Source organism: Sphingomonas sp. BGYR3 (genome assembly GCF_025153455.1).
Taxonomy (GTDB): domain Bacteria; phylum Pseudomonadota; class Alphaproteobacteria; order Sphingomonadales; family Sphingomonadaceae; genus Sphingomonas.
The window spans coordinates 2,098,125-2,116,780 of sequence record NZ_JANZNT010000001.1; the positions used below are offsets into that span (position 1 = coordinate 2,098,125).

Sequence of the window (18,656 nt, forward strand, 5' to 3'; positions counted from 1 at the left end):
CATGGCCGGGGTGCGGCTTCGGCCCGAATGGCTGGCGCAGATCGGGGGCGAGTTCGACCAGCCCTATATGGCCGAATTGCGCGCGTTCCTGCTGGCGGAACGGGCGGCGGGCAAGCGCATCTTTCCGCCTGCGTCCGAATGGTTTCGCGCGCTTGACCTGACCCCGCCGGACGCGGTGCGCGTCGTCATTCTGGGCCAGGATCCCTATCATGGGCCGGGTCAGGCGCATGGCCTGTGCTTTTCCGTCCGCCCCGGCGTCGGCGTGCCGCCCAGCCTTGTGAACATCTACAAGGAACTCGCCAGCGACCTTGGCATCCCGCCCGCGCGGCACGGCCATCTGGAGGCATGGGCGCGGCAGGGGGTGCTGCTGCTCAACACTGTCCTGACCGTGGAAATGGGGCAGGCCGCATCGCACAAGGGGCGCGGCTGGGAACGCTTTACCGATGCCGTGATTGCTGCGGTCAACGCCTCGCCCCAGCCGGTCGTGTTCCTGCTCTGGGGCAGCCATGCGCAGAAAAAGGCCGCCGCCGTCGATCGCGGCCGCCACCATGTGCTGACCGCGCCGCATCCCTCGCCGCTGTCGTCGCATACCGGCTTTCTCGGCTGCCGCCATTTCAGCCAGGCGAACGCCTTTCTGGCCGCGCAGGGGAGGGGCACGATTGACTGGCGCCTGCCCGACGCGGCAGAGGCGGCGGCATGAGCCAGAAGGACGCCGACCGCCAGGCCCGCCTCGCCCAGGCGCTGCGCGACAACCTGAAACGCCGCAAGGCCCAGGCCCGCGCCATGGCCGGTCAGGGCGAGTCGGAAAAGCCGGACGAACCGCGTTAGAAAACCCTCACCCTTCCGGCGCTGACGCGCCTCCCTCCCTCTCCCGCCTGCGGGAGAGGGAAGGGGCCCGCCGCCGCAGGCGGTGGGAAGGGTGAGGGTTTTCTCTGCCACCGCCCCACCCCCGATCCATCACCCCGGCGAACCCCAAGGTCCAGCGCGCCGCGCGCTACCCGCCCGACTGGCGCGCCATCCATTGCCGCACTGACGGGTGTCGGTGTGAGGATGCAGCAAACGGGTTTTGCCGGGCAAATGGCGTTCATGGACCAGCTTCGGAAAGCTGTCTTTCAGCCATAGAACCATTGCGGATGTTGCCGTTTTTCAGCACCGATTGGACCGCAAGCATAAGGGGAAGTGTTTACGGCATGATCGTGATGGTTCTGTGGGCCATTTCCTGCGCGCTATTCGGTGGCATCGTCGCCTTTGCATTGCGGCGGTTCCTGGCCGGATGGACGGTGGCTAGCCGGACAATGCTATCGTCGATGCTGTCTATCTCTCCGGTGGTGATCCTTACCGCAATGGCATCGGATTGGTCTCTGATGCTGCTCTTGTCGATGGAGCCGGAAGAGTTTCTATTCCCGTTCTTGATCCAAATCGCGTTCGTTTTGGCATTCGCGATACCCATCACATGGTCTGTTTCGAACCACCCGACAAAACAGCCGTCAATCACGGATCCGTTCGAATAGAGGTTTGGGTGCGCCCCGGCGATGATCCTGCTGTTCACGGGTTGATCTACACTGAGTTTGCCGGGATCCCGTGGCAGGTCGGGCGAAGGGGATGGCTCTGCCCTTCGCCTCAGCCCCAACCGTCACCCTGGCCTGGTGCCGGGGTCCAGCTTGGGCAAGGCAAAAATCATGGCAATGTTGGGTTTCGCGTGCTTCACCCTGGTCGATGCAGCGCGCGCTCTCCCGTCCGGTACCTCCTCCGTCGCGTGCCTGTCGCGTCGTTGACACCTTGCGCCAGAAACCGGGTCATTCTGTCAAAACTGTCAGCCGGTCAGCGCCGCTCGGCCATCCCCTCCGCCGCGGCATGGGCGCTCGCCCAGGCCCATTGGAAATTGTATCCGCCCAGCCACCCGGTGACGTCCACCGCCTCGCCAATGGCATAAAGGCCGGGCACGCCGCGCGCCTCCATCGTCCGCGACGACAGCCCGGCAGTGGCGATGCCGCCCGCCGTCACCTCGGCCTTGGCAAAGCCCTCCGTCCCGTTCGGCCGGAACAGCCAGTGCGCCAGCCGCTCGCCCGCCGCCGCCAGCGCGCGGTCGGTCTGCGCTGCCAGTTCGCCGGCCAGCGCCAGCCGTTCGGCCAGCACGGTGGCCAGCCGTTCGGGCAGCGCCTCGGCCAGCGCCTTTGCCACCGTCTGCCGGGGCCGCGCCCGCTTGGCCGCGACAAGCCAGTCGGCGGGCCGATCGGGCAGGAAATCGATGCCCACCGCCTCGCCATGCCGCCAATAGCTGGATGCCTGCAGGATCGCGGGGCCGGACAGGCCGCGATGGGTGAAGAGCGCCGCCTCGCGGAACCGCGCCTTGCCCGCGCTTGCCTCCACGGGGGCTGCCACGCCGGACAGTTCGCGGAACAGCACATCGTCGCCGCCCAGCGTCAGGGGGACCAGCGCCGGGCGCGGCTCGACCACCTTCATCCCGAACCGGCGGGCCAAATCATAGGCATAGCCGCTCGCACCCAGTTTCGGGATGGCCGGGCCGCCGGTCGCGATCACCAGTTGCGGTGCGCTGACCCGGCGCCCGGCCAGCGACAGGGTGAAGCAGCCATCGGCATGGCCCACCTCGCCCACCGCCTGACCCAGCGCCCAGTCGACGCCGCCCGCATCGCATTCGTCGCGCAGCATCGCCACGATCTGTTTCGCCGACCCGTCGCAGAACAGCTGCCCCAGCGTCTTTTCATGCCAGGCGATGCCATGCCGGTCGATCAGTTCAACGAAATCGGCCGGGGTGTACCGCGCCAGCGCGGACTTGGCGAAATGCGGATTGGCCGACAGGTACCGGTCGGGCGCGGTGTGGATATTGGTGAAATTGCACCGCCCGCCACCGGAAATCAGGATCTTTCGCCCCGGCGCGTCATTGTGATCGACCAGCAGGACGCGCACGCCCCGCTTGCCCGCCTCGGCAGCGCAGAACATGCCCGCCGCGCCTGCGCCCAGCACGATGGCGTCATAGGTATCGGTCATCCCGCGTCGATGATCCGGTTGGCCAGCGCCCGGCCGGACAGCCACGCCGCCTCGATCCGCGGGCCGATCAGCCAGTCGCCGCACGCGCCGATCCGCCGATCCGCGTCCCACATAGCCGCCCCGCCATGCCCGCCCGACCGGGCATATCGCCAGCGATGGGCGGTCAGCTGCAATGGCGGGGGCAGAGGCGATGCCGCATGGACCGCCAGTTCGGCCAGCAGCGCGTCCGCAATGGCGGGGGCGTCCTCCTCCAGATGCTCGGCCGACCAGCCGGGCGATCCCTGCACCACCCACGCCTCCGGCCCCGTCCGGCCCGGCTTGGCGCTGTTGCGCGCGGCCCAGCCGATGGCGCCGGCATCGCGGATGGTGTCGGCCGGGATTGCGATGCCTTCGGGGAACGCCGCCATCATCGTCCAGCACGGGGCAGAGGGGGTCGCCTCTGCCGCGGCGGCAAGGTCCGGCAGATGCGGGCTGGCCAGCGCCGCCACCTGTTCTGCCGGCACCGCGATGACCACCGCGTCGAACGCCTGCGCCTCGCCCGCCCCGGTCAGCCGCCATCCGGCCCCGTCGGCGACCAGTGCGTCGATGCGCGTGCCCCAATGCACGTCATGCGCCGCCGCCATCGCCCGGATCACGGCGTTCATGCCCGGCGTACCGACCCAGGCATCCGCGCCCGCAACCGGCCAGCGGGCGACCACGCCCGCCTGTGCCCACCCCTCGACCGCCGCGGCAAAGCCCGGATCGCGGGCGGTAAAATATTGCGCACCATGGTCAAACTGGACCTCGGTGCCATCCGCGGCCCCTTCGGGCAGGGCCATGCGCCGGGTGCTCATCCGCCCGCCCGGTCCGCGCCCCTTGTCGAACAGGGTGACGGCATGGCCCGCCGCCGTCAGCGCGTCCGCCGCCGACAGACCCGCCATGCCCGCCCCGATGATCGCAATCCGCATCTTTGCCCTTCGTCCTTTGGTCCAGCTTATCCCGGCACCCATCGCCACCTATATGGTCGCCCATGGCACAGGTGACAGTCTGGTTCGATGGGGCTTGTCCGCTCTGTACGCGGGAAATTGCGCTGATGCGGCTGCTGGACCGGCGCGGGCGGATCAACTTTCTGGATGTCAGCGGGGATGCGCCCGCCGATTGCCCGGTGGACCGGGCCGAACTGCTCGCCCGGTTTCACGCGCGGGAGGGGGACCGGATGCTGTCCGGCGCCGCAGCCTTTGCCGCCATGTGGCGGGCGATCCCGCTCTTGCGGCCGCTGGGCGAGCTGGCGCGGGTGCCGCTGGTGCTGACGGGGCTGGAATGGCTGTACCGCCGGTTCCTGCGCATCCGGCCCCGCCTGCAACGCTGGGTGGCCGCGCGATGAGGTGGCCGGACCCCGATCCGACCGCACCGGGGCAGGAAAGCGTGTGGGATTATCCCCGCCCGGCAGTGCTGCGGCCCAACACCCGCCACATCCTGATCCGCCATCGGGGGCACGTGGTGGCGGAAACGCGCGGCGGGTTTCAGGTGCTGGAGACCAGCCATCCGCCGAGCTATTACCTGCCGCCCGATGCCATCGTGCCCGGCCTGCTGATCCCCAATCCCCGCCGGTCGATGTGCGAATGGAAAGGGCAGGCTCGATATTGGGACCTCGTCATCGGCAGCGAGCGGATGGAGGGCGTGGGGTGGAGCTATCCCAGCCCGACGCCCGCCTTTGCCGCGATGAAGGATCACATCGCATTCTATCCCGCGCCGTTCGACGAGGTTCGGGTGGACGGGGAACAGGTGACGCCGCAACCGGGCGGGTTTTACGGCGGCTGGATCACCAGCCATGTGGCCGGACCGTTCAAGGGGCCGCCGGGGACCCAGTTCTGGTAAGCCGTTCGTCCAGCCAGGCCGCCGCCTGATCCGGGCTGCGCTTGTCGGTGTCGCGGTCGACCATCCAGTTGGCCTGTCGCATCGCCTCTACCGGAATCGCGCCGATCAGGGGACGCAGCGCCGCGACCAGCGCCGCATCGTCGGCCCGGCCGGGGGCGAGCATCAGGATCGCGTCATAGCCCGGAATGGCATGGCGCGGATCGGCCAGCACCTTCAGGTCCTGCGCCGCGATCCGCCCATCGGAGGAAAAGGCAGAGATGACATCCGCCTGACGGCTTTCGATGGCACGATACATGAAGCTGGGGTTATAGGGTGTCGATAATTTGAACCGGATTGGATAGGCGCGGCGAACCGCCACCCATTCGGGCCGCTCCAGAAACTCGACATCGGTGGCAAAGGACAGGCGCGGCGATGCGGGCGCAAGGTCATCCAGGCTGTCGATGCCCATCCGCTCTGCATCCGCCCGCCGCATGGCAAAGGCATAGGCGTTTTCGAAGCCCAGCGGCCCCAGCAGCGTGACCGAATGGTCGCGGGCCGCCCATTGCCCGACACCGCGAACGATCGCCTCGCGCGAGGGAACGTCGCTGCGCCGCATCTCGTTGGTCCAGATCGTGCCGGAATAATCGACATACAGGTCGATATCGCCGGATTTCAGCGCGGCGAACACGACGGCGGAGCCAAGCCCTTCGCGATAGCGGACCCGGTATCCCGCCGCCTGCAGCCGCTGTCCGATCAGCCGGGCGAGGATGAACTGTTCCGAAAACCCCTTTGCCCCGATGGTGACGACGCGGCCCTGCGCGGCGGGAAGCAGCGCGGGGGCCAGCGCCAGCAGCACCGCGCCCAGCATCGCCGCCAGCCCGCCCCACAGCATCCATCGCCGCCGCGCCCGCAAACCCCGTTCGATCAGCCCAAGCAGTGCATCCGCCGCCAGCGCCAGCCCGGCGGCCGCCACGCATCCGGCAAGGACGAGCGCCCAGTTCTGCGTCTGAAGCCCCGCAAAGATGAGATCGCCCAGGCTTGGCTGGCCGACGGTGGTGGACAGCGTCGCCGCGCCGATCGTCCACACCGCGGCGGTGCGGATGCCCGCCATGGCGATGGGGGCAACCAGCGGTGCCTCGACCAGTAGCAGTTTCTGCCACGCGGTCATGCCCATGCCGTCCGCTGCCTCGATCACCGCCGGGTCGAGGCCGGCAAGGCCAGTGACGATGTTCCGCAGGATCGGCAGCACGGCATACAACGTGAGCGCCAGCAGCGCGGGCAGAAATCCGAGCGCGGGCACGCCGCCGCCGACCAGCCCCGACAGTCCGGTCAGCACCGGATAAAAGAGCGCGAGCAGGGCAAGCGCCGGAATGGTCTGAACCAGGCTGGCAAGTCCAAGCGCGATCCGTGCCGCCCAGGGTCGCCGTGCGGCGACCACGGCCAGCGGCACGCTGACCATCAGGCCGAGCAGCAGCGCCGATCCGGCCAGGATCAGATGCTGGGCCGCAAGGTCCGGCACGCGGGCAAAGGCGCCGTTCATTCGCCCCGTTCCAGCGCGGCAAGCCGGTGCGCCTGTTCGCGCGGCACCGCGACCAGCGCGCCCGCCGCCGCCCCCGCCCTGCCTGCGATCAGATCGGCAGGCGAACCGTCGCCGACGATGCGCCCGCGGTCCATCACCAGCACCCGGTCGGCCAGCAGCAGCGCCTCTGCCATGTCGTGCGTGACCAACAGCGTGGTCAGCCCCAGCCGGTCGTGCAGCGCGCGGATGGCGCGGCCCAGCGTATCGCGGGTAACGGGATCCAGCGCGCCGAACGGTTCGTCCATCAATAAAATGCGCGGGGCGGCGGCCAGCGCGCGGGCAATGCCGACCCGCTGTGCCTGTCCCCCCGAAAGGGCGGTCGCCGAACGGGAGGCGTAATCGGCGGGCAGATCGACCAGGGCGAGCAGTTCGGCCACGCGATCGCCGGTCCGCCGCTGTCCCGCCAGACGCAGCGCCATCGCGATATTCTCCCCCACCGTCAGATGCGGGAACAGGCCGATGTTCTGAAACACATAGCCGATGTTCCGGCGGAGCATGGCCGGGGCCTGACCGGCGATGTCGCGCCCGTCGATCCGCACCTGGCCAGCATCCGGCACGACCAGCCGGTTGATCGTTTTCAGCAGTGTCGATTTGCCGGACCCACTGGTCCCGACCAGCGCGACAAAGCTGCCCGCCGCGATATCCAGCGACACCGCGTCCATCGCTGCGACCGTACCGTGCCGGCGGGTCACATCGGTCAGCGCGATGGCGGGGGGCGATGGGGTGGCCGGCATGGATGCGCGATTGTGGGGAAAAGCCCGGCCCACGTCAAAAGCCGACTTTGCCTGTGAGGGCCGGTCGGTATCCGGCGGGGGGCTTGGCGGCGGTGCCAGGCCGGGTCTAGGTTGGGGCAACAAAACAGAAGGCAGGAGGGATGACCATGGCAAGGGATGCGCGTGCGATCTTCATCACCGGCGGCGCATCGGGCATCGGCCTTGCGACCGCGCGGCTGTTTGCCTCTCGCGGGTGGCGCGTCGGGCTGGCCGATGTGAACGAGGCGGCGCTGGTCGAGGCGCTGGCCGATTTTCCGCCCGGCACGGCCAGCACCTATCGGATGGATGTGCGCGAACCGGAACAATGGCGGGCAGCGCTGGCCGATTTCTGCGCCCTGAGCGGCGGGCGGCTGGACGTGCTGTTCAACAATGCCGGGATTGCGGTGGGCGGGCCGATGCACGAAACATCGCTGGATGACCTGCACCGGCTGATCGACATCAATTTTACCGGAGTCGTTCATGGTGCGGTGCTCGCCTTTCCCTATCTGGTGAAAACGCCGGGTTCCTGCCTGCTCAACACCGCCTCTGCCGCCGCAATTTACGGGACGTCCGGCACGGCAGTCTATTCAGCGACGAAGTTTGCCGTGCGCGGCCTGACCGAATCGCTGGAGGGCGAATGGTACCGGGCGGGGATCAAGGTCCGATCGCTGATGCCCAGCTTTATCGAAACGCCGCTGCTGGACGCCAATGTCGTCGGGTCCAACGCCAATGTCCGCGAGCGGGTGCAGCGGGCGGGGCTGGAGCTGACGCCGGTCGAGCGGGTGGCCGAGGCGGCGTGGCGGGCCGTGCATGGCAAGGAGGTGCATACCGTGGTGGGCAAGACGGCCGAGCGGATGCAGTTCGCCGCCCGCTGGCTGCCCGGCAAGCTGCGGCGGCAGGCGCGCGGATCGTTGTGACCGATCAGGCGACACCCAACCTGCCGTCGCGCGATTTCGATACGACCATCGCCTTTTATGCGCCGCTGGGGTTCGCGGTGGCGTGGCGTGGCGGCGGCTGGATGATCCTGGAACGGGGCGCGATGACGCTGGAATTCTTTCCCTGGCCCGATCTTGATCCGGCGACGAGCAGTTTCGGCGCGTGCCTGCGGATGGACGATATCGAGCCGGTCTGCGCAGCGGCGCTGGCGGCGGGGGTGCCGGATGCGCGCGCCGGCTTTCCCCGGCTGCACCCGCCGACGCTGGATCCGGCATCGGGGCGGACGATCGGCTATCTGATCGATCCGGACGGCAGCCTGTTGCGGCTGATCCGCAACCCGGCGGATTAGGCCATGACGTTGCGGCCGCGCGCGACGGTTGCGCTGTGGCCCACCCGCCCCTTTGGCGAGCGGTCGCGGATCGTGTCCATGAACACCCAGTCGTTGCGGACGCTGTCGGAGTTCAGCGTCAGCTTCATATAGCCGCGCCGGCTGGTGTCGCACCATTTCAGTTCGGGATTGGTGTCGACCAGCGCACGGGCGACGACCGCTGGGTCGGCGGCAAGCGCGCCTTCATAGCCGGGCGAGGTGACCGAATGGCCGGCAAATTCGACCCCCGCAGGCTTGCCGTCCTGCGCCAGGTCATAGGCCCAGCCATTATGGCTGTCCCCCGCGATCACGACGAGGTTGGCGCCCATCGCCTGTGCCGATTTCAGGAACCGCGCCCGCGCCGCCGGATAGCCGCCCCAGGCATCGAAGTTGAGGGGCAGCCCCGCCTTTGACGCCATGATGCCAGCCATCACATATTGGCGGACATAATCGGGCGCATCCTTTGCCATCCACTCGATTGCGCTGGCGGGCGAGCGGGTCTGACCCATGATCGTGCCGAAACCGACCACCTGCCACCGGGTGCCGCCGCGCACCGATGCGGTCATGGCATCGGCCAGCCACGCCTCCTGCGGCAGGCCCATCATCGTGGCGGACGGGTCCATCCACGCGCCATCGCGGAATTCGGCAAGAGCCCGGGCCGGATCGGCGGCCTTGAACAGCGGGGCGATGTCCTTTTCCTGGGTCCGGGCGAGCACGCGGGTTTCGGTGCGGAACAGCGTGGCGAGCGAGCCGATCTGATAGCTGGCCCAAGGGGCATCGGACACGGGCAGCCATTCGCGATAGGCCTGAATCGCCATCGCCTTTCGCACGGCCCAGTCGCCCTCATTCCCCTGATGATTCTGGGCGCCGCCTTCCCAGCTGTCATTGGCAGTTTCGTGATCGTCCCATTGCAGAATCATCGGCTTTGCCGCGTGCAGCGCCATCAGGTCGGGGTCGGCGCGATAGCTGGCGATGCGCAGGCGATAATCGGCCAGCGTCAGAATCTCGTTCAGCGGCTGGGGAACGCGCGATGCGATCGCCTGGGCATCGGCGGGGTAATTGCCCTTCTGATACTCGTAATAATAATCGCCGAGATGGACGGTCAGGTCGATATCGTCGCGCGCGGCGGCATGGGCATAGGCGTTGAACCAGCCAAAGCCGATGTTGGAGCAGGAAAAGACGCCGATGCCATAATCGCGCACATCGCCGTCAGGCAGGGTGCGGGTGCGCCCGATCATCGAGATGCTGCCATCCGGCGCGATGAAGCGGTAATGATAGCGCGTACCGGGGGTCAGGCCCATCACCACCGCCTTGACCGTATGATCGCGCCAGGGGCCGGTGCTGACTTCCGCCCCGCCGGCGATGCGGGCGAAATCGGGCGTTTCCGACACCTCTACCCGGATCTTCACCGCGCCGCCGCCCGATGGGACATAGCGGGCCCAGAACAGCATGTGCGTCTGGCCCGGCTCACCGCTGGCAACGCCGTGGGTAAAGCCAAGCTGCGATGCCTGTGCCTGCGCGATGCGCGGCAGGGCCAGCGCGCCGACGCCGAGCGTCGCGGACAGGATCAGGTGGCGGCGATCAAGGATCAGGGTCATGGCAGGGGTCCCGGAACAAGGTTCCGATGCCCTGCACCCGCTTCATGTCGGGTTGATTACAGGCCGGTCAGCCGGCCGCCGCGGCCCGCCGGTCGGCGCGGGCATCGAGCAGCGTCTGGTAATAGGCGACTAGCTGTTCGGCATGTTCACGGTCGGACAGCACCTGTGCCGCGGCCCGCCGGGTGGCGGCGCGCAGGATCGCCGGTTCGCGTTCGAACAGACGCTTGATCGCGGCGGCGGCGGAACGTGCGTCGCGCGCCTCATAGGTTTCGGCGATCAGCGGGTCGGCGATTTCGGCAAAGCCGCCCTCGTCCGGCGCGATCAGTGGCAGGCCGGACGCAATCGCCTCCAGCCCCACCAGGCCAAAGGGTTCGGCGTCGGATCCGTGGATCAGCGCGTCGCAACTGGCCATGATCCGGGCAAGGCGGGCGCGATCGTAAATCGGGCGGAACAGCTTGATGTGCGGGCTGTCCTTGACCCGGCGCTGGACCGATCGGCTGTCGACGCCGGCGCCGATCTGAATCAGGCCGACCGGCATGACAGAGCCGGCGCGTTCGACCGCGTCGAAAATCATCGGCCAGCGTTTTTCGGGGTGGTGCCGGCCAAGGCCGAGCAGCAGATGCGCATCGCGCGGCAGGCCAAGCTGGGCGAGCAGCGATTCGCGGAACGCCTCGTCCCGGTGATCGGGCGAGAAGATGCCCGGCTGGATCCCCAGTGCGGCGGAATGATGCACGGTCAGGCCGCGCCGCCGGTGCCGCTTTGCCAGCGCGGGGCCATTGCTGACAAAGGCGTCGAACTTGACCAGGAAACTGGCCATGTAATCGGTGTACCACTGAAACGCCCGCTCGATCCGGGCGGGGCTGGCCCACCCTTCGAACCAGCGCATCGGATAGGCGCCGACATTATCGTTATGCGCGAAATAGACCTTGAGCGCGTCACCTTGCCAGTTGCCGACGATCCAGCCCGGCCGCCAGGGCGAACTGGTTTCGACGACATCGGGCTTCAATTCGTCCAGCAGCGCGCGGATTTCGCGGCCGGAGAAAAAGATGCCGTAATTGGTATCGAAAATCAGGCGCGGCGCCTTCACCCAATAGATGCGGCCGCCGCCGGGCCGTTCCTCGACCCAGCTTTCCCGGCCCGGCGCAATGACGAACAGCTCATGGCCCAGCTCGGCCATGATCTCCATCTTGCGGTCCAGATAGGTGCGCACACCGCCGCCGGTGGGCGAATAATATTCGTTGACGTCGACGACGCGCATGACGGGGGCGGGTGCCCGGTCCCTTTCGTCAGGCGACCGGGCCGAAGCCGGACAGGCCGCGCATATACTGCGCCGTGATGTTGACCGTGGTCACGCCATTGCCGACGGTGACGGTCGCCTGAGCCAGCTTGGGCTTGCTGCGGCCCAGTTTCTGGTTGCTGACAAAGCCAGCGCCATCCCGCCAGAAATTGAACTTGTTCTTGCCGTCGCGGTCGTGCGTGAACAGCAGGGCATAGCGGCCGGGTGCCGGCGCCTTGATGCACAAGGTGACGGGGCCGGAGGCGGGCATGTCGGCCCAGACGCGGCGAAAGAACTTGCCCTCGGCGCGCAGCACCTTGTCGTCCTTCAGGAAATCCTCGTCATTGGCGGGCCACAATTCCAGCTTCAGCCGGCCGGTCCTGTCCTTCAGGCCGTTTACATTGACCTGAATCGCCGTTTCACCATTGACGCACGCAGCCGAATCCGATCCCAGCGGCGGCTTGGCCGCAACGGGCATCGCAAGCATCGCTGCAGCCGCAAGGCCAAGCGCCGCACGGCCGCTCTTGGCAAACAGGGTCATTCCACTTTCCTCGTCACCGCAGACAGGGCGAACACGATCGCCAGTCCGATATGCACCAGCAGCGTCAACGTCGCGCCGAACGCGACGAGATCGCTGAGTGCTTCTCTCTGCCCTATAAAAATAATGGCGAAGTTGGCGAAAAGAAGGTCCTTGTTGGGCACAAGCGGAAGGCGGAACACAAGCAGGCGTCCCGCAACGAGAAACGCCCATTCGATCAGCGGCACGTCCGGCATCGCCAGATGCCAGGCGAGGCTGAGGAAAATGCTGTCGATGACGATTCGCAGCAGGTGAACCCCGCTGATCGCCCAAAGCGTGGGATAGGGCAGGGCGAAAACCCTGCGGGAAAACAGCACGAACGGCACCGACAGCATGAACATCACCACAGCCGACAGGGCGATGTTGCGGAAATCGCGGTCGGGGATCAGGTCCGCGCCGTAGGGCAGTACAATCGCCAGCATGGTCAGCGTGACGATGTTGCCGGTGACGCCGGACAGGATCGTCACATCCTTGACGTTGCCGAAGGGCGAGGTGACCATCCGCATCCGCTGACGCGCCCAAGCATAGAAATACAGGTCTCCGGAATAACCGATGGCGACATCGTTCGCGATGCGTTTGCGCAACAATGCACCCAGGCCCGACACGGGCAGGCCCCAGAGCCGGCGATAGATGACGAAATCGCCCAGCGGCGATGCCATGTAGGACACAGCAAAGCACAGGTAGAACACGGGATTGCGGGGCAATTGGGCGCTGAATCCGGCCAGCCCGCCATCGAACAATTCGCGCGCAAGGCCGCCGGCCATCAGCACCGACACGACGATGCCAATCCATTTCGGCCAGGACGAATCCGTCCCGCGCATCGGTTCGAGACCGCCCAGGTCGGACGGCGCGATCGGCGCTGTATCGGCCGTCCGCTGCTCCATCCTCAACCCTCCCTCAGCCGCCAGCACGGCGGATCGGCCGGATGGGGCGGCCGAACTCCGGCGGGCCGCATAGCCGCTTTGCGATGGCCCGGCAAATCCGTCAGCCTTCCGGCTTTACCCGGTCGGGATGGGCGGCGGCAAAGGGCGGCAGTGCGCAGGCGCGGGCATCGGCCGCAACCAGCCGGGGATAGCCGGCCAGATCTACATTCAGGCGGCGCGCGTTCGCCACTTGCGGCACCAGGAAGATGTCGGCGATGTCGGGCGCATCGCCGCCCAGAAACGGGCCGTCGCCCGCCATCTGTTCCAGCGCCGAGAACCCTTCATGAATCCAGTGCGCATACCAGGTGTCGCGCACCGGCTTTTCCAGCCCCAGCGGCTGTTCCAGATAGCGCAGCACGCGCAGATTGTTCAGCGGGTGGATATCGCACGCGATCAGTTGCGCCATCGCCAGTGCGCGGGCGCGCGCCATGGGATCGGCGGGGATCAGGCGCGGTCCAGGCTGGGTCCCGTCCACCCAGTCGATGATCGCCAGGCTTTGCGTGACCACGCCCTCGCCCGTGTCCAGTGCGGGCACCAGCCCCTGCGGATTGCGGGCCAGATAGTCGGCGGCGTGATGGGCATTGTCGATCAGCGACACCGGGACGCGGCGATAGGCCACACCCTTGAGATTGAGGGCAATGCGCACGCGATAGGCCGCCGACGAGCGGAAATAGTCATACAATGTCAGCATCAGCCAGCCTCTGCCTGCGCCCCGGCGCCCTTGAGCGCGGCGTCCAGCGTCGCGCTTTCCGCCTCGCGTTCCGATTCGCGTTCCAGCGCGACCTTGATCATCGCCACGATAGGATCGGCCAGCGCCAGCCCCAGCACCCCGAACAGGGTGGAGGCGAGAATCTGGGACGACACGGTGAGGGCGGGGGGCATGTCCACCGTGCGCTTGGCAATCATCGGGATGACGACATAGCCGTCGAAATTCTGAACCGCGAAATAGATGATGATGGCCCAGACGCCCTGTTCCGGCCCGGCCGAAAAGCCGACCGCGACCATCAGAATACCCGACATCAGCGCGCCGATATTGGGAATGAAGGCGAGCAGGCCGGTGATGATGCCCAGCACCAGCGCCATCGGCACGCCGGCCAGCGACAGGGCGATCCACGTCACCACCCCTTCGAACGCCATGCCGATCAGCCGTCCAGCGAGCAGCCGCCGCATGGTCCAGGCCATGCGGTCGAGCGTGATGGCGAAATCGCGCCGCCCACCGGATGGGACCATCCAGGCAAGACCGCGTTCATAGATGCGCGGGTCCATCGCCACGAACAGGCCGATGATGAAGATCAGGATCATCGTCGTCACCCCGCCGACCAGCGATCCGACCGCGCTGGTCAGCCGGCCGATCGATCCCGCCGCCTGTTGCGCCAGGCTGGACAGGGCGGGCCGGTCGGGCAGCAGCCCGTTGTCGTTCGCCCAGTCGATCAGGCGGTTGCCCTGTACCTCCAGCACCTGACGCAGCTGGTCGGCCTGAACCGAAATCTGGACGCCGGCGGTGTAGAACACCCAGGCAAGAAACCCGATCGCCGCCGCCAGCACGATCAGCAGCCGCGCGCCGCGCCAGATCGGCAGCACCCGGCCGAGCAGCCGCACGCCGCCGTCCAGCATCGAGGCAAAGACGAGCGCGGCAAAGATGATCAGCAGCGGTTGAACCAGCAGCACGATCAGCGCGATGGCGATGCCGACACTGGCCCAGACGGTCGCCTTGCGAAATTCGCGGCGGACAAACGGATCGCGCAGTTCGTTCGGACCCGGCCCCTGATCGACCAGTTCCTCGACCTTGCTCATTTGGCCGAGTCGCTATCCTGTTCCGGACGAAGCGATTCGCCGGCGCGACCCGGGCGCAGCGATCCCCACCAGGTCAGCGGGCTCCACGTCCCCTCGCCATCGAAGCTGAAGGTGATGAATTCGGCCCGTCCGCCGATATTTTCCCACGGCACCGGACCGCCAAGCCCCGCCTCTGCAATGGAAAAGCGGCTGTCGGCGGAATTGTCGCGATTGTCGCCCATCAGGAACACATGACCCTCCGGCACCGTGACCGGGCCGAAATTATCGGCGCGCGGGCGGAATTCGACATCGATCGTGTCATAGCTGCGCCCGCCGGGCAGTGTTTCGCGATAGATGGGCAGGCGGCAATAATCGCGCCCATCGGGGGCGGTAAAGCGCGCGCCGGGATATTGCGCCGGGTCGCACTGGGCATTGGCGTCGACGGGGATGATGCGGTCGGCACTGCGCACCCGCTTCAGCGGTTCGTCGTTCAGCGAGACGACGCCATTATTCACCTCGATCCGGTCACCGGGCAGGCCGATCACCCGCTTGATATAATCCGTGCCGGACTGGGGCGGGGTGACGATGACGATGTCGCCGCGTTCCGGCAGGCTGCCGAACACCCGGCCCGGAATGAAGGGCAGGATGTGAAAGGTCGGGCTGACGAACGAATAGCCATAGGGATATTTGGTGACGACCAGCCGGTCGCCCTTCATCAGCACCGGCATCATCGATTCCGACGGGATGTAGAACGGCTTGGCAATGAAGCTGTGAAAGCCGAGCACGGCGAGGATCAGCCAGAACAGGCCCTTTGCCTCTCCCCACCAGTCGGTGCCGCCCTTTGCAGGCGCAGCGGCGGGGGTTTCGTTCGTCGTCGCCACAGGATCGGCGGCCATAATCGTCCTAACTCAGGTCAGCGGGACCGCCTCGATCACCACAAAGGCCTGAGCCCATGGATGATCGTCGGTCATCGTCAGATGCACGCGGACTGCGTGGCCCGGCGGCGTCATCGCGTCAAGTCGCGCCTTTGCCCCGCCGGTCAGCGCCAGGGTGGGGGCGCCGGAGGGCGCGTTGACCACGCCGATGTCGCTCATGAACACGCCGCGGCTGAACCCGGTGCCGACCGCCTTGGAAAACGCCTCTTTCGCGGCGAACCGCTTGGCCAGCGTTCCCGCCGCCGTATAGGGCCGCCGCTGCGCCTTTGCCCGTTCGATTTCGGTGAAGCAACGGCGCATGAACCGGTCCCCGTACCGATCGATCGACCGCTGGATCCGCTCGATATTGCACAGGTCCGAGCCGAGGCCGAGGATCATGGAGCCTTTGTCCCGATCTGACGATCGGGAAGGCGGCACCGGCCCGCTCCCCCGCCCCGCCACCCATCGACAGGATATGCTGAAATGGGTGGCGGGGCGGGGGAGCGGGCCGGTGCCGTGCCGCCGTGAGGCGCAGAAAAGGCCCTCACCGCGCCTGATCCATCAGGTTGCGCATCCGCCGTACCACCGGGCCAAGGCCGTCGAAGATCGCTTCCCCGATCAGGAAATGGCCGATGTTCAATTCGCGCAGTTGCGGGATGGCGGCGATGGGCACCACGTTGTCAAAGGTGAGGCCGTGCCCGGCATGTACCTCGATGCCGTTCTTGGCGGCGAGCGCGGCGGCATCGCTGATCCGGCGCAGTTCGGCGGTCTGTGCCTCGCCCTCCAGCTCGCAATAGAGGCCGGTGTGCAGTTCGATCACCGGCACCTTGAGCCGCAGCGCCGCCTCGATCTGACGCGGATCGGGTTCGATGAACAGGCTGACGCGGATGCCTGCATCGGTGAGCGCATCGCAGAACCGGGCAAGCTGATTGTGGAGACCGGTGGCATCGAGCCCGCCCTCGGTCGTCCGCTCCTCGCGCTTTTCCGGCACGATGCAGGCGGCGTGGGGACGGTGGCGCAAGGCAATCGCCAGCATCTCGTCCGTCATCGCCATTTCCAGGTTAAGCGGGATCGGCAATCCGTCTGACAGGCGGGCGATGTCGTCATCGGTGATGTGGCGGCGATCCTCGCGCAGATGCGCGGTAATGCCGTCGGCGCCCGCATCCGCCGCCAGCAGCGCGGCCCGCACCGGATCGGGAAAGCCGCTGCCCCGTGCATTCCGCACGGTGGCGACATGGTCGATATTGACGCCGAGACGCAGGAATTCGGTCATGAAGGCACTCCGGTTGAGCATAGGGCGGCGCGCAGCACGTCATGGGTGATGCCCGCCTGCTGCCAGATTTCGCCAAAGGCCGCTTCGGCCTCGGCCCGGTTGGACGTCATGATGACGACCATGTCCTGATCGGGCAGGATGATGTTGCGCAGGACGACCCCGCCGATAAAGCCGCGCCGTTCGACGATCCGCACCGGCACGTTGCCGCAATCCTTCAACGGCGAGCTGAACGACCATTGGCCGAGTGCGGCATAGCCATATTCGGGTTTGCCGGTCCACATCACCGCCCGCTGCGGATCGGGCAGGAGCTTGCCGGTCATCAACGCTCGGTCAAATGCCAGAAGATCGCGGGTCGTGCCGTACAGCGCGCCGGCTCCACCGAAATTTTCCAGCCGGAACGCCGTTGATTCGGGCTTGCCGTCGGCAAAGCCCGGCACGGTGGGTGCCGCGCCGGGAAACAGGCCGATGCTGGTCAGGCCGAGCGGCCGGGCGATGCGTTCGTCGATCAGGGTGGCAAGCGGTTTGCAGCTGGTCGCCTCCACCACCGCCGCCATTATGATGAAGTCGCAGTCGCCATAGAAGAATTCGGACAATGGCTTGCGCGTCGTCGGCCCTTCGCACCAGCTGCGCCCAGTTTGCGGGCTGTCCCGATCGACGCTGTAAAAGGTCGACCAGCCGTCCATGCCCGCCGGCCCTTCTTCGGTCCGGGGCAGGCCGGATACGTGCTGCATCAGCATCCGGGCCGTGATCTGACCGGCATAGGGTGCCTTGCTGTCGGGCAGGTAGCGCGTGATGGGCGCATCCAGATCGAGTCGACCTGCCGCCACTTCCTGCATGGCCATGGTGGCGGTGACCTGTTTGGTCACCGACGCCCAGCGCCACACGGCACCCAGCCGGTGGGTCTCCGTGGCCCGCGGGTCGATCAGCCCGAACGCCCGCTCGTAGATCACGGTATCGCCTCGCGCGATCAGGATGGTGCCCGGCGCGGTTTCCGGGTTCACGGCAGCGGCCAGCGCCGCCTCATCGATGGCAGAGCCGGCCTGACCAGAGGGGGCCTGATGCGCGGCCGCGCCCATTGCCAGCAACGCCAGGGGGGACAGCATCGCTGCGGCGGCGGCGCGCAGCCGGCGGATCATGCCGCGCGGCTGCCCGGCTTGATGGCGGGGATCGCTGCCAGTTCGGGGGGCAGCGCATCGGCGGCATAGGTGGCGACTTCCAGCCGGATCAGCGGATGGAAGGGGACGCCAAGGTCGGCCGTGCCGTTGGACCGGTCAACGAGGGCGGCGGCGGCAACCACTTCGCCGCCCGCTTCGCGGATCGCCCGGATCGCCTCACGCGAGGAAAGGCCGGTCGTCACCACATCCTCCATCATCAGCACGCGCGTGCCGGGATCAAGGCGGAAACCGCGGCGCAGGTGGAACACCCCATCGGGCCGTTCCAGGAACATGGCATCGACGCCAAGCGCCCGGCCCATTTCATGCCCGGCGATGACGCCGCCCATGGCGGGCGAGACGACCGCCTGGATCGCGGAACGAACCGATTCGGGAAGTCGGGCGACCAGTTCATTCGCCAGACGGGCACCCCGTGCCGGGTTCATCAGCACCCGTGCGCATTGCAGATAGCGTGAGCTGCGCAAGCCGGACGACAGGATGAAATGCCCCTCAAGCAGCGCATCCGCCGCCCGAAATTCAGCCAGAATATCCTCGTCGGTCATCATCATTCCCCGGTGATCCGCGCGCTGTTCCCTTAGAGCCGCCGGACCCCGGCTGCAATGTTTCCAAAAAAGGCAGGATCAATGCTTGAGGCGCTGGAATACGCGTCGTATAGGCCGCCTGTCGGGTAT

22 protein-coding genes are annotated in these 18,656 nt (G+C 67.1%); 6 read left to right on the plus strand and 16 right to left on the minus strand.

Going from position 1 to position 18,656, the window contains the following annotated elements; genetic code table 11:
* Nucleotide 1: 1 nt before the first annotated feature.
* Together ung and NYR55_RS09900 are read left to right on the plus strand one after the other, a co-directional pair.
* On the plus strand, nt 2-700 hold the full coding sequence (ung, locus tag NYR55_RS09895) for a uracil-DNA glycosylase (RefSeq protein ID WP_260021105.1): 699 nt from the start codon (nt 2-4) through the stop codon (nt 698-700).
* Nucleotides 697-828, plus strand: a complete 132-nt coding sequence (locus NYR55_RS09900) for a hypothetical protein (RefSeq protein WP_260021106.1) — start codon at nt 697-699, stop codon at nt 826-828. The genes ung and NYR55_RS09900 overlap by 4 nt, the downstream gene beginning before the upstream one ends.
* A gap of 355 nt (nt 829-1,183) precedes the next feature.
* On the opposite strand, the gene NYR55_RS09905 is transcribed toward NYR55_RS09900, so the two are convergent.
* The 3 genes from NYR55_RS09905 to NYR55_RS09915 form a co-directional block, all read right to left on the minus strand.
* Complete coding sequence (locus NYR55_RS09905) at nt 1,184-1,549, minus strand: hypothetical protein (protein WP_260021107.1); 366 nt, start codon at nt 1,547-1,549, stop codon at nt 1,184-1,186.
* Nucleotides 1,550-1,821: 272 nt separating this feature from the next.
* Entirely contained in the window at nt 1,822-3,009 is a 1,188-nt protein-coding gene (locus NYR55_RS09910) for an NAD(P)/FAD-dependent oxidoreductase (protein WP_260021108.1), read from the minus strand.
* Nucleotides 3,006-3,956: an FAD-dependent oxidoreductase gene (locus NYR55_RS09915; protein ID WP_260021109.1), complete on the minus strand. Its 951-nt coding sequence runs from the start codon at nt 3,954-3,956 to the stop codon at nt 3,006-3,008. Before NYR55_RS09915 ends, NYR55_RS09910 begins: the two co-directional genes overlap by 4 nt.
* Before the next feature lie 62 nt (nt 3,957-4,018).
* Here NYR55_RS09915 and NYR55_RS09920 point away from each other — a divergent pair, with 62 nt between their 5' ends.
* Together NYR55_RS09920 and NYR55_RS09925 are read left to right on the plus strand one after the other, a co-directional pair.
* Nucleotides 4,019-4,372, plus strand: a complete 354-nt coding sequence (locus NYR55_RS09920; protein ID WP_260021110.1) for a DUF393 domain-containing protein — start codon at nt 4,019-4,021, stop codon at nt 4,370-4,372.
* The gene (locus tag NYR55_RS09925; protein WP_260021111.1) at nt 4,369-4,866 is read left to right on the plus strand and encodes a DUF427 domain-containing protein; all 498 of its coding nucleotides are present in this window, start codon (nt 4,369-4,371) and stop codon (nt 4,864-4,866) included. The genes NYR55_RS09920 and NYR55_RS09925 overlap by 4 nt, the downstream gene beginning before the upstream one ends.
* Here NYR55_RS09925 and NYR55_RS09930 read toward each other — a convergent pair.
* A complete protein-coding gene (locus tag NYR55_RS09930) occupies nt 4,835-6,385 on the minus strand; it encodes an ABC transporter permease/substrate-binding protein (RefSeq protein ID WP_260021112.1) in 1,551 nt (516 codons plus the stop codon). The genes NYR55_RS09925 and NYR55_RS09930 overlap by 32 nt on opposite strands.
* Nucleotides 6,382-7,158 (minus strand): ATP-binding cassette domain-containing protein, encoded by a 777-nt coding sequence (locus tag NYR55_RS09935; RefSeq protein ID WP_260021113.1) that lies wholly within the window; start codon nt 7,156-7,158, stop codon nt 6,382-6,384. The genes NYR55_RS09930 and NYR55_RS09935 overlap by 4 nt, the downstream gene beginning before the upstream one ends.
* 146 nt (nt 7,159-7,304) lie before the next feature.
* Between NYR55_RS09935 and NYR55_RS09940 the strand changes: the two genes are divergently transcribed.
* Together NYR55_RS09940 and NYR55_RS09945 are read left to right on the plus strand one after the other, a co-directional pair.
* Nucleotides 7,305-8,093: an SDR family oxidoreductase gene (locus NYR55_RS09940; RefSeq protein WP_260021114.1), complete on the plus strand. Its 789-nt coding sequence runs from the start codon at nt 7,305-7,307 to the stop codon at nt 8,091-8,093.
* Nucleotides 8,090-8,461 carry a bleomycin resistance protein gene (locus tag NYR55_RS09945; protein ID WP_260021116.1) on the plus strand — a complete coding sequence of 124 codons (372 nt, stop codon included), beginning with the start codon at nt 8,090-8,092 and terminating at the stop codon, nt 8,459-8,461. The genes NYR55_RS09940 and NYR55_RS09945 overlap by 4 nt, the downstream gene beginning before the upstream one ends.
* On the opposite strand, the gene NYR55_RS09950 is transcribed toward NYR55_RS09945, so the two are convergent.
* From NYR55_RS09950 to pyrE, 11 genes are all read right to left on the minus strand, one after another.
* On the minus strand, nt 8,458-10,077 hold the full coding sequence (locus NYR55_RS09950) for an alkaline phosphatase D family protein (RefSeq protein WP_260021117.1): 1,620 nt from the start codon (nt 10,075-10,077) through the stop codon (nt 8,458-8,460). The two genes, NYR55_RS09945 and NYR55_RS09950, sit on opposite strands and share 4 nt — an antisense overlap.
* Nucleotides 10,078-10,144: 67 nt before the next feature.
* Nucleotides 10,145-11,335, minus strand: coding sequence for a glycosyltransferase (locus NYR55_RS09955; RefSeq protein WP_260021118.1), 1,191 nt, complete (start codon nt 11,333-11,335; stop codon nt 10,145-10,147).
* 28 nt (nt 11,336-11,363) lie between these two features.
* Nucleotides 11,364-11,894, minus strand: coding sequence for a DUF2141 domain-containing protein (locus NYR55_RS09960; protein ID WP_260021119.1), 531 nt, complete (start codon nt 11,892-11,894; stop codon nt 11,364-11,366).
* Nucleotides 11,891-12,814, minus strand: coding sequence for a hypothetical protein (locus NYR55_RS09965; RefSeq protein ID WP_260021120.1), 924 nt, complete (start codon nt 12,812-12,814; stop codon nt 11,891-11,893). The genes NYR55_RS09960 and NYR55_RS09965 overlap by 4 nt, the downstream gene beginning before the upstream one ends.
* Nucleotides 12,815-12,914: 100 nt before the next feature.
* Nucleotides 12,915-13,544: a maleylacetoacetate isomerase gene (gene maiA, locus NYR55_RS09970; RefSeq protein WP_260021121.1), complete on the minus strand. Its 630-nt coding sequence runs from the start codon at nt 13,542-13,544 to the stop codon at nt 12,915-12,917.
* Entirely contained in the window at nt 13,544-14,647 is a 1,104-nt protein-coding gene (locus tag NYR55_RS09975) for an AI-2E family transporter (RefSeq protein WP_260021122.1), read from the minus strand. Before NYR55_RS09975 ends, maiA begins: the two co-directional genes overlap by 1 nt.
* A complete protein-coding gene (gene lepB, locus NYR55_RS09980) occupies nt 14,644-15,522 on the minus strand; it encodes a signal peptidase I (RefSeq protein ID WP_260021123.1) in 879 nt (292 codons plus the stop codon). Before lepB ends, NYR55_RS09975 begins: the two co-directional genes overlap by 4 nt.
* A gap of 12 nt (nt 15,523-15,534) precedes the next feature.
* Nucleotides 15,535-15,939 carry a holo-ACP synthase gene (gene acpS, locus NYR55_RS09985; RefSeq protein ID WP_260021124.1) on the minus strand — a complete coding sequence of 135 codons (405 nt, stop codon included), beginning with the start codon at nt 15,937-15,939 and terminating at the stop codon, nt 15,535-15,537.
* Nucleotides 15,940-16,084: 145 nt separating this feature from the next.
* Nucleotides 16,085-16,813, minus strand: coding sequence for a pyridoxine 5'-phosphate synthase (locus NYR55_RS09990; protein WP_260021125.1), 729 nt, complete (start codon nt 16,811-16,813; stop codon nt 16,085-16,087).
* Nucleotides 16,810-17,949, minus strand: coding sequence for a serine hydrolase domain-containing protein (locus NYR55_RS09995; protein ID WP_260021126.1), 1,140 nt, complete (start codon nt 17,947-17,949; stop codon nt 16,810-16,812). The genes NYR55_RS09990 and NYR55_RS09995 overlap by 4 nt, the downstream gene beginning before the upstream one ends.
* The gene (gene pyrE / locus NYR55_RS10000; RefSeq protein ID WP_260021628.1) at nt 17,946-18,527 is read right to left on the minus strand and encodes an orotate phosphoribosyltransferase; all 582 of its coding nucleotides are present in this window, start codon (nt 18,525-18,527) and stop codon (nt 17,946-17,948) included. The genes NYR55_RS09995 and pyrE overlap by 4 nt, the downstream gene beginning before the upstream one ends.
* Nucleotides 18,528-18,656 lie beyond the last annotated feature (129 nt).

Bases quoted from the DNA above. Each gene is read 5' to 3' on its own strand.
- NYR55_RS09935 (WP_260021113.1), bottom strand. From the start codon at position 7,158: ATGCCGGCCACCCCATCGCCCCCCGCCATCGCGCTGACCGATGTGACC.
- NYR55_RS09955 (WP_260021118.1), bottom strand. From the start codon at position 11,335: ATGCGCGTCGTCGACGTCAACGAATATTATTCGCCCACCGGCGGCGGT.
- maiA (WP_260021121.1), bottom strand. From the start codon at position 13,544: ATGCTGACATTGTATGACTATTTCCGCTCGTCGGCGGCCTATCGCGTG.
- NYR55_RS09990 (WP_260021125.1), bottom strand. From the start codon at position 16,813: ATGACCGAATTCCTGCGTCTCGGCGTCAATATCGACCATGTCGCCACC.
- NYR55_RS09995 (WP_260021126.1), bottom strand. From the start codon at position 17,949: ATGATCCGCCGGCTGCGCGCCGCCGCCGCAGCGATGCTGTCCCCCCTG.
- NYR55_RS09965 (WP_260021120.1), bottom strand. From the start codon at position 12,814: ATGGAGCAGCGGACGGCCGATACAGCGCCGATCGCGCCGTCCGACCTG.
- NYR55_RS09925 (WP_260021111.1), top strand. From the start codon at position 4,369: ATGAGGTGGCCGGACCCCGATCCGACCGCACCGGGGCAGGAAAGCGTG.
- pyrE (WP_260021628.1), bottom strand. From the start codon at position 18,527: ATGACCGACGAGGATATTCTGGCTGAATTTCGGGCGGCGGATGCGCTG.
- NYR55_RS09940 (WP_260021114.1), top strand. From the start codon at position 7,305: ATGGCAAGGGATGCGCGTGCGATCTTCATCACCGGCGGCGCATCGGGC.
- NYR55_RS09920 (WP_260021110.1), top strand. From the start codon at position 4,019: ATGGCACAGGTGACAGTCTGGTTCGATGGGGCTTGTCCGCTCTGTACG.
- NYR55_RS09975 (WP_260021122.1), bottom strand. From the start codon at position 14,647: ATGAGCAAGGTCGAGGAACTGGTCGATCAGGGGCCGGGTCCGAACGAA.
- NYR55_RS09900 (WP_260021106.1), top strand. From the start codon at position 697: ATGAGCCAGAAGGACGCCGACCGCCAGGCCCGCCTCGCCCAGGCGCTG.
- acpS (WP_260021124.1), bottom strand. From the start codon at position 15,939: ATGATCCTCGGCCTCGGCTCGGACCTGTGCAATATCGAGCGGATCCAG.
- lepB (WP_260021123.1), bottom strand. From the start codon at position 15,522: ATGGCCGCCGATCCTGTGGCGACGACGAACGAAACCCCCGCCGCTGCG.
- NYR55_RS09910 (WP_260021108.1), bottom strand. From the start codon at position 3,009: ATGACCGATACCTATGACGCCATCGTGCTGGGCGCAGGCGCGGCGGGC.
- NYR55_RS09930 (WP_260021112.1), bottom strand. From the start codon at position 6,385: ATGAACGGCGCCTTTGCCCGCGTGCCGGACCTTGCGGCCCAGCATCTG.
- NYR55_RS09950 (WP_260021117.1), bottom strand. From the start codon at position 10,077: ATGACCCTGATCCTTGATCGCCGCCACCTGATCCTGTCCGCGACGCTC.
- ung (WP_260021105.1), top strand. From the start codon at position 2: ATGGCCGGGGTGCGGCTTCGGCCCGAATGGCTGGCGCAGATCGGGGGC.
- NYR55_RS09915 (WP_260021109.1), bottom strand. From the start codon at position 3,956: ATGCGGATTGCGATCATCGGGGCGGGCATGGCGGGTCTGTCGGCGGCG.
- NYR55_RS09960 (WP_260021119.1), bottom strand. From the start codon at position 11,894: ATGACCCTGTTTGCCAAGAGCGGCCGTGCGGCGCTTGGCCTTGCGGCT.